Source organism: Actinacidiphila bryophytorum (genome assembly GCF_016916835.1).
Classification (GTDB): Bacteria; Actinomycetota; Actinomycetes; order Streptomycetales; family Streptomycetaceae; genus Actinacidiphila; species Actinacidiphila bryophytorum.
Genome location: NZ_JAFFIX010000002.1, coordinates 98,034 through 115,210 on the forward strand (window position 1 = coordinate 98,034; position 17,177 = coordinate 115,210).

Here is a 17,177-nt window from a genome sequence, read left to right on the forward strand (position 1 = left end):
TCCGACGAGTTCCGAAGAGTTCCAAGACAAGGAGCAACTCACCATGCACCGATCGTGGATGCGCCGCGTGCGGCGCGCACTCCTGGGCGCGGGCACCGTGGTGGCACTCGCCGCCGGCGTTCTGACCGGCACGGCCGCCACGTCGCAAGCCGCGACACAGCAGGCGTGCGACATCTACGCCTCCGGCGGCACGCCGTGCGTGGCGGCGCACAGCACCGTGCGCGCCCTGTACGGCTCGTACACCGGGAGCCTGTACCAGGTCCGGCGCTCGTCGGACAACGCGACGAAGAACATCGGGGTGGTGGCGGCCGGCGGCCGGGCTGACGCGGCCGCGCAGGACGCCTTCTGCTCCGGCACCACTTGCGTGATCACCACGGTGTACGACCAGTCCGGGCACGGCAACGACGTGATGTACCAGGGCCCCGGCGGCGCGGGCGGTTCCGACACCCCCGCGAAGGCGACCTCGGAGTCGCTGACGGTCAGCGGCGGCAAGGTGTACTCGCTGTACATCAACCCGGGCAACAGCTACTGGCGCGACGGCCACCTCACCGGCGTGCCCACCGGCAGCGCGCCGGAAGGCGCGTACATGGTCACCAGCGGCACGCACGTCAACAGCGGCTGCTGCTTCGACTACGGCAACAGCGAGACCGACCGCCGGGCTGACGGCGCCGGCGCGATGGACGCGATCTACTTCGGCACCAGTTGCTGGTTCGGCGGCTGCTCCGGCAGCGGCCCCTGGGTCCAGGCCGACCTGGAATACGGGCTGTACTCCGGCGGAAGCCAGTCCTGGAACGGCAACCAGCGCGCCTTCACCAGCAGATACGTCACCGCGATGCTCAAGAACAACGGTACGTCGAGGTTCGCGATCAAGGGGGCCAACGCCCAGTCCGGCGGCCTGACCACCTTGTGGGACGGCTCCCTGCCCCCCGGCTACAGCCCGATGAAGAAGCAGGGCGCGATCATCCTCGGCAGCGGCGGCGACTGCTGCAACGGCAACACCAACCAGTCCCAGGGCACCTTCTACGAGGGCGCCATCGTCGCCGGCTACCCCTCCGACGCCACCGACAACGCCGTCCAGGCCAACATCGCCGCCGCCGGCTACGGCGGCACCACCTCGGGCGGCGGCACGTCAGGCCCGCTGCACGCGGTGGGCGCCGGCAAGTGCCTGGACGTGCCGAACTCCTCCACAACGCTCGGCACCCAGCTCCAGATCTGGGACTGCAACGGCCAGGCCAACCAGCAATGGACCCGGACCTCCTCCAACGAACTGACGGTCACCCTGGGCGGCACCCAACTGTGCCTGGACGCCGCGAACAAGGGCACCACCGCCGGCACCAAGGTGGAGACCTGGTCCTGCAACGGCCAGTCCAACCAGCAGTGGCAGCTCAACTCCAACGGCACGATCACCGGCGTCCAGTCCGGCCTGTGCCTCGACGTCACCGCCGCCTCCACGGCCAACGGCGCCCTGGCCGAACTGTGGACCTGCAACGCCCAGCCCAACCAACAGTGGACCCTGGGATAGCACAGCAACAGCAGTTGCGGTCCGCGGCAGGAGATGCCTGGGAGGGGGGTGGGGGCGCTCCCGCCTGTCCCAGGACGCCCTGAACCGGATCGGGGACTGGGACCAGGACTGAGACCACCGGCAGCAAGTCCGCACGCGCTCGGCGCCGACGCCGGATCCGCTGAACGAGAAAACCCAGCTCAGACACTGTCCGGGCTGGGCTTCGGCGGAACCGCCTTCGGGATTCGAACCCGGGACCTACGCATTACGAGACCGTGAGTCTTCGTGTTGTGTGGTGCCCGGTCGTGCTGTCTGGTGCTGTTCTGCCTGATCAGAGCACGTGCGGCTTGTTGGCCTGTGGTGCCTCGTGTTACGTCGCCCAAAGGCGTCCGGCCACCGGCTGGCCACCGAAGACGCCAAGGGCCTCGTTCATCGGGATTGTCGTCCTCCGACAAGGAACGCTCATGCCGGTGCCTGTAGGTCGCTCAGCCTGTGGCGTGCTGGGTTCAGATCATGAGGTGGCGGCGGATCTGCTGGCAGAGGTCGGCTGTCGCTCGAGTCAAACGCGCGCGCTCCCGTCCGCTCACCCGTTGCCCACACGTTCCGGCATCAGCGCACCCGACCCAGAATAACATTTCATTTGTTATAATCCATCCATGGCCACACCCCCAGCTCCCGGCGAAGGCCCCACCCGGCCGGTATCCGTTTCTTTGCACGAAGGCACCATCGCGGCGCTCAAGGAGCGCACGGGCAGTCGAGGCATGTCTGCATACGTCGAACACCTCATCCAGCGGCAGCTGGAGCGGGACCGGCTGCGCGAGTTGATCGAGGACGCAGAGAGCAAGCATGGGCCGGTCGACCCGGCAGCAGTCGAGACCAAACGATCAGTCCTCCGCGGTACCGCCGGCGATTCAGCAGACGCCGCATGAGCGGGACGCTCGTCCTGGACTGCGAAGGGCTGTCCAAGCTCGTACAGGCCACGCCCGAACTCACCGAGTGGCTGGTAGCAGCCGAATCGGAGGACATCCGCGTCGTCACCAGTTCCGTCACGCTCGTGGAGGCTCGCGACCCCCGAACCAAACAGGCTCGCTTCGACTATGCCATCTCACGTGTGAACGTCATTCCGCCCACGGAAGCGATCGCACGTCACGCCAGCAAACTCCTCGCGGCAGCCGGACTGCACGGCCACAAATACGCCATCGACGCGATCGTGGCAGCCACCGCCCTGGCTGCGCCTTCCCCCGCCACCATCTTGACGTCGGACCCCGAGGATCTCCTCCTGCTCTGCGGACCAGGTATTCGGATCATCAAGATCTGAGCCGAGCTCGTACCTGCGGCAGCTACGCAGCACCGCTCTCCCCTCCCCCGCCCACCGGGGCGGCGTACCGACCGACGCGAGGCCACCGCGTGCGACGCAACCGAGCTCGCCCGCAATCCTGGCCGCCCGCGCCCGAACCCGACGGTGCCGCCGGGACCAGGCCAGGCACGGGCCCCACATCATCGAGGCACGGGAAGAGCCGCACGACGCGGCTGCACGCCCGCCGCCCCGCTCCTGACCGCCTTGCGCGACCGCCCCGGAACCACCGGGCCCTGGAGCTGACATGGCTGACATGATCGTGCCCGGCCCCGTCACGCGCGACATTCGATCTTCGAGAACGTGCGATTCCGGCTGTTCGAGCGCCTGGAGGACTTGACCGACGCCGAGTACCACTGGGCGCCGGTCAGCGACCGCATCAGCGTCCGCCCCGGCGACGACGGTGTCTTCTGCGTCGCCACGCCGTTTCCGGAATCGAGTCCGGAGGCATCGGACCCCCTCACGACGATCGCCTGGCGCATCTGGCACATCGGCAGCCTCTGCCTGCGCGGTTATGTGATCCACTTCTTCGAGGACTTTCCCGAGCTCGGCGACCGCCACGAGTGGCCGGGCACCGCGAAAAGGGGCGTCTAGGCGCTGGCCGAGGACTGGGAGCACTTCATCTCCCGTATCGCAGCCCTCGGCGACAAGCGCCTCCTGGCGCCGATAGGCATGGGCACGGGCGGTTGCCGATGAGACCTATCTGAAGCTCGCGCTTGCACGCGCTGAAAGAGGTCACACATCACGGCGGCGAGATCGGCCTGCTGCGCGACCTGTACCTGCGCGAAGGCGTCTGATTTCGGCGGTGGGCGACCTTGTCCGGCGGCCGGGGTGCGGATGGCCAGATCGTCGATCCGGTGGCGCTCATCGAGATCGATGACGTCGTGGGTCACCGGGTGCCCGGACATGCGGGATCGCGGCTGTCGCCAGGGCCGCGGGGGTCTCCACGGGGTGCGTCAGTCGGGGCCCGGCCGAGTTGGACCACGATGCCGAGTCCGATGACCGGGTACGTCGGCGAGGTGTGGGGTGTCCCGCGCTGGCGGCGAAGGACCCGGGACTCCGGGCTGCACTGTTGGCGTTGGTCGAGGACAGCACGCAAGGTGACCCGAGCCGTTGACTTGGACCACGAAGTCGCTGCGGCGTCTGGCCACCGAGCTCGCCGCCCAGGGCCGTACGCCGGGCTCGGAGAGCGGCCTGGAGAAACGGGCCGGTGGCAACACCGGAACCGCGCTTCAGGCCGACTCAACCGGGTTGGAGGAAGTGTTCTCGGCGAAGACGGACAAGGCGACCTGGTATGTCTCGAAGGCGCGGGCCGCTCCTGCGTAGGCGGCGAGGTGGATGAAGAGGTCGACGATCTCGTCCCGGGTGACGCCGTTGTTGAGCGCGATGCGCAGCTGTCCGCGCAGCGGTTCGAACGCGCCCAGCGTCGCGGCGATGGCGACGGAGACCAGGGATCGGTCGTGCGTCGACAGTGCGGTACGGGTCCATGAGTCCCCGAACGTGTGCACCGTCGCGACCTTGCGGAAGTCGGCTCCGGAGGCCGGTTCGCCGGGGCGGCGGGACGGTTGTTCGTCGCACCAGGCTGATTTCCACGCTCGCACTGTGTGCAATCGGTCTGCTCGGTCGGGTGAACCGTCCGGGCTACCGGGCGTGGATCGAATGTCCCGTCCGGACTGCGACGGCGGGGCTCCCCCGTGGTCTGCGAGCGGGGCCCCTGGGTGGGGGGCGGATCGGGGAGCAATGCGGGACGGGCCCTTCGTTCTCCGGTAGTCCGTCCCGCTGGGGTGTGACTACCGGGGGCGGGTGATCGACTTGTGCTCGACGTAGCCGGTCAGACCGACCTTGCCGTACTCACGGCCGAGGCCGCTGGCCTTGTAGCCGCCGAAGGGGCCGTCGAAGCTGATCGGCGATCCGTTCAGCGTGACGGTGCCGGTGCGCAGCCGTCGGGCGGTGGCCAGGGCGCGGTCGGGATCAGAGGTCCAGATACCGCCGGACAGGCCGTACTCGGAGTCGTTGGCGATGCGGACGGCGTCGTCATCGTCGTCGTAGGCGATGACGACCAGAACCGGGCCGAAGATCTCCTCCTGCGCGATGCGCATGCTGTTGTCGATGTCGGCGAACACGGTGGGGGTGACGTAGTTGCCCTTCTCCAGGCCTTCGGGGACGTGCGGGCCGCCGGTCACCAGGCGGGCGCCGTCCTCGATACCGATGTTGATGTAGTCGATGACGCGCTGCTGCTGGTCGCGGCGGATCATCGGGCCGATGAAGGTGTCGGGGGCGGAGGGGTCGCCGACCTTCAGTGACTCGACCATCTCCTTCACCGCGGCCACGACCTCCTCGTAACGGCTGCGGGGGGCCAGGATGCGGGTCTGCAGGATGCACGCCTCGCCGTTGTTGCCCAGGGAGCCGAACCGCAGACCTTGCATAGCGGCCGTAAGGTCCGCGTCGTCCAGGATGAGTGCGGCGGACTTGCCGCCCAGCTCCAGGCCCACCCGTTTCAGCTGCTCGCCGGCGATGGAGGCGATACGGCGGCCGGCCCGCGTCGAACCGGTGAAGGAGATCTTGTCCACCCCGGCGTGCGAGACGAGGTACTCGCTGGTCTGACGGTCTGCCGGAAGGACGCTGAGCACGCCCTCGGGCAGGCCTGCCTCGTTCCAGAGGTCGGCCAGCAGGGCCATGCTCAGCGAGTTCTCCGGGGAGACCTTCAGCACGACGGTGTTACCGGCCAGCAGGGCCGGGACCAGCTTGGCGGTGGCAGCGGAGAACGGCGAGTTCCAGGGTATGACCGCGGCGACCACACCGATCGCCTCACGGCGCACGATGGTGTCGAAGGCCACCGACGGGTCGGACGGCGCGACGACCTCTTCCCAGCCGAACTCCTCGGCCGCTTTGAGGTAGGCGTTGACCTGGCGGGTCAGGAAGGGCTGGCCGACCTTGGTGAACCAGCCGGCGGAACCGTTCTCCGCGGAGATCGCCGCGGCAATCTCGTCGGCGCGGGCGGTACGCAGCGCGTCGTAACGACGCACGACCTCCTGACGTTCTGCCGGCGTGGTGTGCGGCCACGGACCGTGGTCGAAGGCGCCGCGGGCCGCGGCGACGGCCTTGTCCACGTCTGCCGGCGCGGCCTGCGCCACGCGGCCGAGCACCGACTGGTCGTGCGGGGAGAGGATGTCGAGCGTCAGCTCCGGAGCGCTGGGAGCAACCCAGGAACCACCGATGTACAGATTGTCGCGCACAGTCATGTCTGTCATTCCTTCAAGTGCGGTGGCGGATAAGGAAGGGGGAGGGAGATGTGGGGTGCGCATCGCCGGTGCGCACCCCGATCGGTGCTGCGCCGGCAGACGAGCTGCGGGTGCGGCCGGGGACTTACGTTGCCGCCAGCCGTGGCCGCACGCTCTGGGGCGTGCGCCCAGCAGCGCAGAAGTTCGTTGTGGTGATGTCGCCGGCAGTCGGGCAGGAGCACGGCCCGGGCGGCCGGCACGCGGATCGCTCCCGGTCAGCCCTTTTCGGGTGGGCGGACCATCTTGGCGACCGCGGAGTCGGCGAAATCGCCGGCTCCGTCGCGGTCGGTGGACACGCTGAGCTCATGCCACTGTGCGTCCTCCGCAGCACGTGCCCGGGCGATCTGCGGGGCGAGCCAGGCCGCGTCGGAGCCCAGAAGAAGCCGCGTCGGCGGGGCCGGCTCCTCGGTGAGGCGCAGGATCACTGCGGCCATCTTGGCCGGGTCACCACGCTGCACGTCGGGGTTGTTGTTGTAGGTGCGGGCGAAGGCGCCGACCGTTTCCTCGTACTCGTCGTGGATGTCCGGCACCGGCATCGGGGCGACCGCCCAGGGGGTGTGGATGCCGCCCGGCTCCACCAGCGTGACGCGGATCCCGATGGGGCCGACCTCACGCGCGAGGATCTCGGTGAACCCACCCAGCGCCCACTTCGACGACTGGTAGGCCCCCAGACCGGGCTGGTTGCGCCGGCCTCCGATGGTGGAGAGGTTGATGATGCTGCCCGAACGACGCGGGCGCATCACCGGAAGCACGGCGCGGACCGTGTTGACCGCGCCGAAGAAGTTGACGTTCACATCGCGGTGGAACTCGTCCTCGGGCATGTCCTCGATCGAGCCGACACCTCGGACGCCGGCGCTGTTCACGAGCACGTCGACGGCTCCGAACTCGGCGACCGCGTGGGCGACCGCGTCACGCGCGGAGGCCGGGTCGGTCACGTCCAGTGCCCGTACACGCAGCCGGTCACGGTGCTCGTGGGGGACGGGCACCGTGTCGGGTGCCAGGTCGGTCGCGACGACGTTGTGGCCGGCGGCGAGCGCCGCCGCGACGACACGGCCGCCCAGGCCCCCGGCGGCCCCGGCTATCAGAAAGGTCTTGGTCACTGTTTCTCGCCCCTACGGGGAATCGGTGGCCGACCCGGCGGAGCGGGGCAGTCGGCCGGCGCGGGAGGTCCAGGCTACGGGCGGCTCGGGGATCCGGTGCTTCGACCAGCCCGCCGCCGCGCCCGCACGGTTCCGTCAGGTGGTGGGGTAGTCCGTGGAACGGCTGACCTCGGCCCACTTGTTGGCCTCGGCCAGACGGCCTTCCTCCGAGCTGATCGCGATCCCCAGGGCGTCACTGCCGAGCAGCAGCCGACGCGGGGGCTCCTCGGCATCCACGGCGCCGATGATCGCGCGGGCCATGCGGTCAGGGTCACCGGGCTCGTTGCCGGCGTAGTCCGCGAACCGGGCCAGCCACAGGCCCACGGTCTCCTCGTAGTCGGGGGTTACGGGACCGGAAGACTCCGCCGCACCCGCGGCCCAGCCGGTGCGGATGCCGCCCGGCTCGACGATGGTGACCTTGACACCGAACGGTGCCACCTCGTTCGCCAATGCCTCGGAGAACCCCTCGACGGCGAACTTCGCGGTCTGGTAGGCGCTCAGGCCAGGCGTACCACCCACACGTCCGCCGATAGAGGAGATCTGCACGATGTGCCCGGACCGCTGGCGGCGCATGACGGGAAGGACCGCCCGGGTCATGTTGACCACGCCGTACAGGTTGGTATCGACCTGCGCGCGGAACTCATCCTCGGGGAAGTCCTCTACCGAGCCGCTGGTGGCGTAGCCGGCGTTGTTGACGACGACGTCAACCGATCCGAACCGCTCCACCGCCGCGGCCACCACGTCCCGGGACTGGGACGGAGAGGTGACGTCCAGCGCCACCGCCACCAGCTGGTCCGGGTGCCCGGCCCCCAGGGAAGCCAGCGCCTCTGGTTTGCGGGAAGTCACCACAATGTTGTCGCCGGCCTCCAGGGCCGCGAGCACCAGAGCCTTACCCAGGCCCTGCGAGCCCCCCGTGATCAGCCAAGTCCGTGCCATGACGCGTTGCCTCGTTTCGTCTCCTGTTCACCGCCCCGAACGGGACGGCAACTCCACCGTAGACGAAATTGACTTAATTGCAACACTTGCGATGCAGTACTTAGTAGTGTTGCATCTCACATCGGGAGGTTCGGCATCTAAGTGGGGCTCGCGAGTAGAATAGCGGAATCATGAGAGCTGACGCCGCGCGTAACCTGACTGCCGTCCTCCATGCCGGAGCTCAACTCCTGGCCGAGGACCCGGGTACCTCCATGGCGGCCATCGCCAGCGCCGCGGGGGTGGACCGGACCACCGTCCACCGTCGCTTCGCAAACCGTGAAGTCCTGCTCAGCGCCGTTTTCCAGGCCAAGCTCGACTCCGCCGAACGCGTTCTGGACGAAGCCCGCCTGGTTGAGGCCCCCCTGCCGGTCGCCCTCCACCGCTACCTGGAGGGGATCATCCCCGTCAGCCGCGAATGGCCGGTCGACACGCGCCTCATGATGCAGAAAGACCCCGCCGCCCGTGTCCGCCGACAAGAGCAGAGTGCACGCCTCGACGCCTTCATCCGCCGCGCGTTGGACGAGGGCTACCTGCGCGCCGACGTTGACGCGGCCTGGGCGCGGACGATCCTGGACGAACTCGTCGACACTGTCGCCCACCGGTTCCCCGACCTGGAACCTCCGCAGGCCGCCGATCTCGTCGCCGACACCCTCCTGAACGGCCTCGGCGCGACCTGACACCTCACCCAAGCACGACGGACCCCGCACTCGGACAAAGAACTCTGGCCGTAGACGCCTGAATACAGCCCCTCGCCAAGGAGCGCCTCATGCCGCGTTCAGGCTTCAGGCCCTCAATCGGTGCAGCGCAGGTCCGAAAGCAAGCCACGCTCGACACCTTGTAGGAAGTCGACAGGACTTCAACCTTGCGTGGACTGAGTTCTGCCAGCGCCGTTGCACGCTCCTTGCACACATGGCCACGGCTCGGCCACGGCTACGACCTGCACGTACCCAGCCCTCAACACCGATCACAACAAAGTCGCAGGTCAGGGGGCTCACCATACTAGAGCGCTACGCGGCTAGAACCTCTGACCTACGCATTGCGATACGTCGGCCACGAGTGTCCGATAGGCCTGGATTCCAAGGTCACCCGAAACAAGGAACCCCAGGTCAGCAGCCTGACCTGGGGTTCACCATGGAGCCGCCTTCGGGATTCGAACCCGAGACCTACGCATTACGAGTGCGTTGCTCTGGCCAACTGAGCTAAGGCGGCGTGCTGCGCGCTCGGGGCCAAGGGTGGCAGGCGCAGCGGGGGCAAGTCTACAGGGTTGTGGGGGGTGGTACTGACCGGGTGGGGATCTTGGAAGGGTGCAGGTCAGGTGCACTTCTTGTGGGGCGGGGGGACGGTGCCGGACAGGAGGTAGGCGTTGACGGCGGTGTCGATGCAGGTGGAGCCGCGGGCGTAGGCGGTGTGGCCGTCGCCGTCGTAGGTGAGGAGGTGGCCGGAGGAGAGCTGGGCGGCGAGGGACCGCGCCCAGGTGTAGGGGGTGGCCGGGTCACGGGTGGTGCCGACGACCAGGATCGGGGCGGCGCCCTTGGCCTGGATGCGTTCGGGGTGGCCGGTGGCGGGCAGCGTCCAGTAGCCGCAGATCAGGGAGGACCAGGCCAGGGCGGTGCCGAAGTGCGGGGAGGCGGCGCGGAAGCTCGCGACGGCTTTCTTGACGTCGGCCGGGGAGCGGAAGGCCGGGGGGAGGTCGAGGCAGTTCACGGCGGCGTTGGCGTACATCAGGTTGCTGTACTTGCCGGCTTCGTCGCGCTCGTAGTAGCTGTCGGACAGCTGCAGCAGCGGGGCGCCGTCACCCTTGTTCGCGCTGATCAGGGCGCCGCGCAGGGCGGGCCAGGCCTCCTGGTCGTACATCGCGGCGATGACGCCGGTGGTGCCGAGGGCCTCGGTGAGGGGGCGGTCGGTGCCGGTGGGGAGCGGGTGCTTGTCGAGGCCGGCGAAGAGGGCGTCGAGGCGGGTGCCGGCGTCGGCGGCGGAGGTGCGGCCGAGGGGGCAGTCGGAGCGTTTGACGCAGTCGCGGGCGAAGGCGTCGAAGGCGACCTCGAAGCCGCCGGCCTGGACGCGGGAGCTTTCCAGGGCGTTCACGGAGGGGTCCATGGCGCCGTCGAGTACGAGCCGGCCGACGCGCTGGGGGAACAGGCCGGCGTAGGTGGCGCCGAGGAAGGTGCCGTAGGACTTGCCGACGTAGTTGAGCTTGGGGTCGCCGAGCAGCTGGCGCAGGACGTCCATGTCGCGGGCCGAGTCGACGGTCGAGACGTGGCCGATGAGGGCGGCGGACATCTTCTTGCAGCCGTCGGCGAAGGTGCGGTCGGCGGCGGCGAGCTTCTCGGTCTCCGCGGTGGTGTCGGGGGTGGAGTCGACGGCCGTGTACGCGTCCATCTGCTTGTCGCTGAGGCATTTGACGGGCTCGCTGCGGGCGACGCCGCGGGGGTCGACGGCGGCCATGTCGTAGCGGGCGGTGACGGCGGCGGGGTAGCCGGTGGCCGCGTACTGCAGGTAGTCGATGGCGGAGCCGCCGGGGCCGCCGGGGTTGACCAGCAGCGAGCCGAGGCGTTTGCCGGGGCCGGACGCCTTCTTGCGGGCGACGGCGAGTTTGAGGTCGTCGCGCGCGACGGGGTGGGCGTAGTCGAGCGGGACCTTCATGGAGGCGCACTCGAAGTCCGGGACGCCGCAGGAGCGCCAGCTGAGCTTCTGCTTGTAGTACGGCTCCAGGTCGGCGGGGATGGCGGCGGGGAGTGGGGCGAGGGTGGCCGTGGTGGTCGGTGAGGCGGCCGTGTCGGACGGGGCGGGGGCGGCGGTCGCGGCCGGGACGGAGGAGGGGGCGGAGACGGAGGCGGCGGCCTGGTGGCCGGTGCCGCCGGAACAGGCCGACAGCAGCAGCCCGGTCACCGCGATCACGGCGGCCGGGATGCGGAAGGGGCGGGTGCGGTGCATGGGGTGCACGTGGTGCGTGGGGTGCATCGGCTGCTCAGGTCCTCCCGACGGATGGGTGCGAGCGTAACCGGCCGCGGGCGGTGGCAGCCGGGAACGGTGTCCCCTAATGAGTGATTACGAGTTTTGCGCCGGTTTGCGGGATTGCGGTGCGGTGTGGGGTGGGTAGGCAGCTTGTGGGGCCGCGGAGGGGGTGCGGGAGATGAGCGGGGCGTGAGGAGCGAGGGGAGCACGTGATGCGGGGGCCGTAGGGGAGGACGGGGCTTCGGGGGCGATGGGGGCCGCGGGGGCTACGGGGGTTGGTGCGGGGGACGGCGGGGTGACGGCCTTGGCCGGACCGTCGAGTTTTTCCGTCAGGTAGCCGGCGACCAGGGCGAAGAGTTCGCGGTGGGTGGCGACGCCGTCGATGACGCGCACCTCGTCGCCGTGCGGGTGCAGGGCGTCGCGCAAGCGGAGTGCGGCGGCGCCCGCGGCGGTCTCACCGGGGGCCGCGGCGAGCAGCAAGGAGGGATGCGGAAGTGATGATGGGGCCAGAGGTGGGTACAGACCGGAGATCCCGGCGGCGGCGCCGTAGCGGCCCGTGGTGGCGAGTGCTTCGTGTACGGCGCAAGGGGCGCCGGCGCCGACCCCGATGACGCCGGTGGCGGTAGGGGCGGGCAGTACGCGGTAGCGGCGCGCGACCTCGGCGAGTGCGGCGGAGTCACCGGCGCAGCCGGTGGGCAGCACGAGGACGAAGGAGTCGGCGAGCCCGCGCTTGGCGGCGAGGACGAAGCCGTCGTAGAGGTCGGGGTCCGCGTCGGCGGCGACATGGGCGACGACGACGGGGAAGCCGATGCCGGCTGCCTTCGGCGAGGCGTACTGCGGGGGCAGCCATACCCGGGTGCCTTCCTGCAGCTGGTCGAGGGTGCCGCCCGCGGGGTGCCCGAGGGTGCGCACCTCGGGCGGCGGCGGTGCGGGTTCCGGTGTACGGGCCGGCGGCGGCGGTACGGCGACGAGCGCGGGCGCGGCCGCACTTGTGCCGGCCGCGCTACGGTCGGCGGCGCCGCTGCCCAGAAGCGGTACGGCCAGCGCTGCGGCCAGCAGCGCCGCGGCTCCGGCGGCGCCCGCGCGCAGGGCGGTGCCGGTACGGTCCTCGGGCAGTTCGTACGCCCGCCCGGCGCGCTCCGACCACCAGTGCCGGAGGGCACGGTGCCCGAGCAGTACGGCCGCGGCAGCGGCCAGCACCATCGCTACCGACCGCACGACGTCAGCCACGGCACACCCTTCGGGACGGTTGCGGTCCCGAGGGGGGCACGGCGGGCGGGACCACTGCCTGCACCATGCAACGGCGGCGGCGCCAGCCCGGGGTGTCGTCGCGCCCACACCCCGGTCGATCACCCAAACGGCTCCCCTCCGCGGGGCGGCGCCCTTCCGCTGGGCACAGCGGCCCCACGGCTCCCCTTGCCCGCGAGGGCACCCTCTCGCCGCCCGCGAGGCTCGGACGGCGCCCCTGCGCCGGGGCGGCACGCCTCCACCGGCCGCGGTGGCTCGGACGCTGCCCCTGCGCCGGGGCGGCACGCCTCCACCGGCCGCGGTGGCTCGGACGCTGCCCCTGCGCCGGGGCGGCGCGCTTCCGCCGGCCGCGGTGACTCGGACGCTGCCCCTGCGCCGGGGCGGCACGCCTCCACCGGCCGCGGTGGCTCGGACGGTTACCTTCCGCAAGGGGGCACCCCCCAGGGGCGCGGGGAACGGCGCGCTCAGCCCCTGCCGGGGCGCGGGTCGTCACCGACCCGAAGGGGCTCTTCGGTCCGTGCCGGACCACCGGCCGCGAGCGAAGCGAGATGGGGGCACCCCCAGGCAAAGCCCTGGGGGAGGGCCGGCCGCGCAGTTCCCCGCGCCCCTACGTGCTCGGCCCAGCCGCAAGGGACACCCCGACCCCCGCGGCCGGCGGAAGCATACCCCCGCCGCAAGGGGAGCCGTGCGACCACCGCAGCCGGTGGATGCGCGCCCTTGGCACAAGGGGAGCCCCGGAGCCACCGCGGCCGGCGGATGCGCGCGCCCTTGCGCAAGGGGGCCGTTGGAACGGGGCAGGCGGGGCTAGGGCGTGCGGAGGGACAGGGTCAGGGACTCGACGGCCAGGAGGGGGGCGACGTTGCGGTCGAGGGCCTCGCGGCAGGCGAGCACGGCCTCGATCCGCCGCAGACTGTGCTCAGGCCGCGAACTCGCCGCGATCTTCCTGATCCCGTCCCCCACCTCCGTGTTGGCGATGCGCTCCCCCATCCCGAACTGAACGGTCAGCACGTCGCGGTAGAAGGAGGCGAGGTCGGTGAGAGCGAGGTCGAGGGAGTCCCGCTGCGTGCGGGTCGAGCGGCGCTTCTGGCGGTCGGCCAGCTCCTTCATCGCCCCCGCCGTCCCCCGCGGCATCCGCGAGCCCGCGCCCGCCGACGCCCCGAGCGCAGCCCGCAGCTCCTCCGTCTCCTTGGCGTCGACGCCCTCGGCGACCGCCTTGGCGTCCTCGGCCGCCGCGTCCACGAGTTCCTGCGCCGCCCGCAGGCACCCGCCGACGTCCGCGACCCGCAGCGGCACCCGCAGCACCGCCGCCCGCCGCTCCCGCGCGGCCTCGTCGGTGGCCAGCCGCCTGGCCCGCCCGATGTGGCCCTGCGTGGCCCTGGCGACCTCCGCCGCGAGCCCCGGGTCGATGCCGTCGCACCGGGTCAGCACGTCGGCGACGGCCTCCGCCGACGGTGTGCGCAGGCTGAGCAGCCGGCACCGCGAGCGGATCGTGGGCAGGGCGTCCTCGACGGAGGGCGCGCACAGCAGCCACACCGTGCGCGGGGCCGGCTCCTCGATCGCCTTGAGCAGGACGTTGGCCGCACCCTCGGTCAGCCGGTCGGCGTCCTCAAGGACGATGACCTGCCACCGGCCGCCGGCCGGCGACATCGACGCCCGCCGTACCAGGTCGCGGGTGTCCTTGACGCCGATGGACAGCAGGTCGGTGCGGACGAACTCGACGTCGGCGTGCGTGCCGACCAGCGTCGTGTGGCAGCCGTCGCAGAAGCCGCACCCGGGTGCGGCGCCCAGCGCGCGGTCGGGGCTGACGCACTGCAGGGCGGCGGCGAAGGCCCGGGCGGCGGTGGAGCGGCCCGAGCCGGGCGGGCCGGTGAAGAGCCAGGCGTGCGTCATCCGCGCCCCGCCCTGGCCGGTCGTCACGAGCGCGTCGGCGTCCGTCGCGGCGGCGGACAGCTCGGCCACCACAGGGGCCTGGCCGACCACGTCGTCCCATACGGTCACCGCACACTCCCTTCACCCACCGGTCAGACCCGATCGTATGCCTGCCGCAGCCGGTGCACGCCCTCCCGCAGCTGCTCGGTGCTCACCGCACTGATGTAGCTCAGCCGCAGATGGGGGGCGGGCGGCTCGGCGGGGAAGTAGGGGCGGCCCGCGGTGACGGCGACACCGCTGTGCAGGGCAGCCGCGGCCAGCGCCGCTTCGTCGGTGCCGTCGGGCAGCCGCAGCCACAGGTGGTAGCCGCCGTACGGGACGCGCAGCCGTACGTCGGGCAGCTCGCGGGCCACCGCTTCGGCGGTCGCTGCGCGCCGGTCCCGCAGGGCGCCGGGCAAGGCCCGCAGGTGGGTGCGCCAGGCGGGCGAGCCGACGAGTTCGAGGGCGGTCTCCTGCAAGGGCCGGGGCACGAAGAAGCTGTCCACCACCTGCCCGGCCCGCAGCCGGTCCATCGCCGGGCCGCGCGCGGTCAGCGCACCGACCCGCAGGCTCGGCGAGGTGGCCTTGGTCAGCGACCGCACGTGCACGACCACGCCGTCGGGGTCGTCGGCGGCAAGGGGCCGCGGCAGGGCGGGGGCGTCGGCGTGGGCGAGCCGCCGGGCGAAGTCGTCCTCGACCACGAAGGCCCCCGCCTCCCGGGCGACCCGCAGCACTTCCCGGCGCCGCTCGGCCGACAGGCACACCCCCGTGGGGTTGTGGAAGAGCGGCTGGCACACGAAGGCGCGCGCGCCGGTGGCCGCGAAGGCGTCCGCGAGCAGGTCCGTACGCACCCCGTCCGCGTCGACCGGCACCGGTACGGGACGCAGGCCCGCCGCCCGGGCGACGGCCAGCATGCCCGGGTACGTCGGCGACTCCACCAGCACCGGAGTGCCGGGGGCGACGAGCGCGCGCAACGTCGTACTGAGCGCGCTCTGCCCGCCCGCCGTGACCAGCACATCGGCGCCGCCCAACGCCGATCCGGCCCCCGCGATGTCCCGCGCGAACCAGTCCCGCAGCTCCCCCACGCCCTCCACCGGCGGCCGGTCCCACGTCCCGGGCCGCCGCCCGGCCCTGGCCAACGCCGCCGCCAGCGCGCGCTCGGGCTGCAGCGACGGATGCAGATACCCGCCGACCAGGTCGACGACCCCGGCCGGCGGCACCGCCAACGTGGCCATGACGCCACCGGAGTCGGCGACCCTGGGCTGCCCCGCGCTGAGCGCGACCTCCTGCCACGACAGGTCGCCCCGATACCCCGCGGGCGCCACCGCCGCGGCCCGGAAGACCCCGGCCCCCGGCCGGGAGACCACCGCACCCTCCGCGACCAGCGCCGCGATCGCCCGCGACACGGTCACCGGGCTCACCCGGTGCTGCTCCATCAGGGCACGACTGGACGGCAACTTGCCGCCTTCCGGGTAGCGCGCAAGCTCGGCCCGCAATACGCCCAGCAAATGCGCCACACTGCTACCCTCATTCATGACAGCACAGGATAGCGCTACCCGAATCCCCGGGATAGCAGCGAACCACGGAACCGCACTCGCCGCGCTCGGCGTCCTCGGGTTCTCCTTCAGCTTCCCCGCCACCGCCTGGGCACTCGACGGCTTCGGACCCTGGACGGCCACCGGGCTGCGCGGCGTGCTCGCCGCACTCCTGGCCCTCGCCTGCCTGGCCGCCCGGCGCGTACCGGTCCCCGAACGCCGCCACTGGCGTGGACTCCTCACCGTCGCCGCCGGGTGCGTCATCGGCTTCCCGCTGCTCACCACCCTCGCGCTGCGCACGTCCTCGACGGCGCACTCCGCTGTCGTCATCGGCCTGCTGCCGCTCGCGACCGCCGTCATGTCCGTCACGCTCACCGGCGAACGGCCCTCCCGGCGCTTCTGGTACGGCGCGGTCGCCGGGGCGGTGGCCGTCATCGCCTTCACGCTCCAGCAGAGCCAGGGGGCGCCGACGCTCGCCGACCTCTACCTCTTCTGTGCGCTGCTCGTCTGCGCCGCGGGGTACGCCGAAGGGGGGCGGCTCTCCCGGCACATGGCCGGGTGGCAGGTCATCGGCTGGGCCGTGGTGGCGGCCCTTCCTGTCACCGCGGTGACGGCGCTCGTCGCCTGGCCGGCGGAGGCTGTTCCGGTCACCCCTCGGGGGGTCGGCGGGCTCCTTTACGTTGCCGCGGTCTCGCAATTCGGCGGGTTCGTCGTCTGGTACCGCGGGATGGGGCTCATCGGGGTGGCCCGGGCCAGTCAGCTCCAGCTGGCCCAGCCGCTCCTGACCCTGGCGTGGTCCGCCCTGCTCCTGGCCGAACAGGTCCCCCCAGCCGCGCCGGCCACCGCGGTCGCCGTCCTCCTCTGCATAGCGTCCACGCAACGCGCCCGCGCCTGACGGCGCGGGTTCCTTTTCCCACCCTCCCCCACAGCTCCGCGTGGGGGTGCCCCCAGACCCGTGCAGATGAGATGTCGAGTGCGGGCCTCCTTGTGGGGCGCCCCCACCATCGGCGACTGCAGGCTCGTGCACACCGGCGAACCGCCAGCAGCTACCGCTGCCGAGGACGTAGCAAAGCCCACCCCACAGACGACGACCGCAAGCCGCCAAACCGGCCCGAGGGGACGATTCGGGGGTGTCCCCGCAGGCATGCGCGCGACTCCCGCCGCCTCGTTCGGGAAGGGCCGAGGCGCGCAGGCCGAGGAGATACCCCCGAAGCGGCACCGACCCCGACCGCACAGCACGCGCACCCCCGGGGACACCGCACCGCACGGCACCGACCCCGA

Annotated in this window: 14 protein-coding genes and 1 tRNA gene; 6 read left to right on the forward strand and 9 right to left on the reverse strand. The window is 71.5% G+C overall.

Annotated features, from left to right (window positions below; genetic code table 11):
- The first annotated feature begins 43 nt into the window (after positions 1–43).
- From JT723_RS03635 to JT723_RS34820, 4 genes are all read left to right on the forward strand, one after another.
- Positions 44–1,522: an arabinofuranosidase catalytic domain-containing protein gene (locus JT723_RS03635; protein WP_205042907.1), complete on the forward strand. Its 1,479-nt coding sequence runs from the start codon at positions 44–46 to the stop codon at positions 1,520–1,522.
- Positions 1,523–2,157: 635 nt separating this feature from the next.
- Entirely contained in the window at positions 2,158–2,430 is a 273-nt protein-coding gene (locus JT723_RS03640; protein ID WP_205042908.1) for a hypothetical protein, read from the forward strand.
- Complete coding sequence (locus JT723_RS03645) at positions 2,427–2,819, forward strand: type II toxin-antitoxin system VapC family toxin (RefSeq protein ID WP_205042909.1); 393 nt, start codon at positions 2,427–2,429, stop codon at positions 2,817–2,819. Before JT723_RS03640 ends, JT723_RS03645 begins: the two co-directional genes overlap by 4 nt.
- A 339-nt stretch (positions 2,820–3,158) precedes the next feature.
- Positions 3,159–3,449 carry a DinB family protein gene (locus JT723_RS34820; RefSeq protein ID WP_251513036.1) on the forward strand — a complete coding sequence of 97 codons (291 nt, stop codon included), beginning with the start codon at positions 3,159–3,161 and terminating at the stop codon, positions 3,447–3,449.
- 638 nt (positions 3,450–4,087) lie between these two features.
- On the opposite strand, the gene JT723_RS03660 is transcribed toward JT723_RS34820, so the two are convergent.
- From JT723_RS03660 to JT723_RS03675, 4 genes are all read right to left on the reverse strand, one after another.
- On the reverse strand, positions 4,088–4,363 hold the full coding sequence (locus JT723_RS03660; protein ID WP_251513038.1) for a carboxymuconolactone decarboxylase family protein: 276 nt from the start codon (positions 4,361–4,363) through the stop codon (positions 4,088–4,090).
- 282 nt (positions 4,364–4,645) lie between these two features.
- Positions 4,646–6,097, reverse strand: coding sequence for an aldehyde dehydrogenase (locus tag JT723_RS03665; RefSeq protein WP_205042911.1), 1,452 nt, complete (start codon positions 6,095–6,097; stop codon positions 4,646–4,648).
- Positions 6,098–6,351: 254 nt separating this feature from the next.
- Positions 6,352–7,236: an SDR family NAD(P)-dependent oxidoreductase gene (locus JT723_RS03670; RefSeq protein ID WP_205042912.1), complete on the reverse strand. Its 885-nt coding sequence runs from the start codon at positions 7,234–7,236 to the stop codon at positions 6,352–6,354.
- A 135-nt stretch (positions 7,237–7,371) separates the two neighbouring features.
- A complete protein-coding gene (locus tag JT723_RS03675) occupies positions 7,372–8,211 on the reverse strand; it encodes an oxidoreductase (protein ID WP_205042913.1) in 840 nt (279 codons plus the stop codon).
- Positions 8,212–8,381: 170 nt separating this feature from the next.
- Between JT723_RS03675 and JT723_RS03680 the strand changes: the two genes are divergently transcribed.
- A complete protein-coding gene (locus tag JT723_RS03680) occupies positions 8,382–8,927 on the forward strand; it encodes a TetR/AcrR family transcriptional regulator (protein WP_205042914.1) in 546 nt (181 codons plus the stop codon).
- A gap of 455 nt (positions 8,928–9,382) precedes the next feature.
- Here JT723_RS03680 and JT723_RS03685 read toward each other — a convergent pair.
- The 5 genes from JT723_RS03685 to JT723_RS03705 all read right to left on the reverse strand — a co-directional run bounded on the left by JT723_RS03685 (position 9,383) and on the right by JT723_RS03705 (position 15,896).
- Positions 9,383–9,459: transfer RNA gene (locus JT723_RS03685), tRNA-Thr, on the reverse strand.
- Between the two features lie 102 nt (positions 9,460–9,561).
- Complete coding sequence (locus JT723_RS03690) at positions 9,562–11,184, reverse strand: alpha/beta hydrolase (protein WP_205043236.1); 1,623 nt, start codon at positions 11,182–11,184, stop codon at positions 9,562–9,564.
- A 114-nt stretch (positions 11,185–11,298) separates the two neighbouring features.
- On the reverse strand, positions 11,299–12,435 hold the full coding sequence (locus JT723_RS03695; protein WP_205042915.1) for a hypothetical protein: 1,137 nt from the start codon (positions 12,433–12,435) through the stop codon (positions 11,299–11,301).
- 822 nt (positions 12,436–13,257) lie between these two features.
- Positions 13,258–14,451 (reverse strand): DNA polymerase III subunit delta', encoded by a 1,194-nt coding sequence (locus JT723_RS03700; protein ID WP_205042916.1) that lies wholly within the window; start codon positions 14,449–14,451, stop codon positions 13,258–13,260.
- Between the two features lie 23 nt (positions 14,452–14,474).
- The gene (locus JT723_RS03705) at positions 14,475–15,896 is read right to left on the reverse strand and encodes an aminotransferase-like domain-containing protein (RefSeq protein WP_205042917.1); all 1,422 of its coding nucleotides are present in this window, start codon (positions 15,894–15,896) and stop codon (positions 14,475–14,477) included.
- Between JT723_RS03705 and JT723_RS03710 the strand changes: the two genes are divergently transcribed.
- Positions 15,895–16,791, forward strand: a complete 897-nt coding sequence (locus tag JT723_RS03710) for a DMT family transporter (RefSeq protein WP_205042918.1) — start codon at positions 15,895–15,897, stop codon at positions 16,789–16,791. The two genes, JT723_RS03705 and JT723_RS03710, sit on opposite strands and share 2 nt — an antisense overlap.
- The last annotated feature ends 386 nt before the right edge of the window (positions 16,792–17,177 follow it).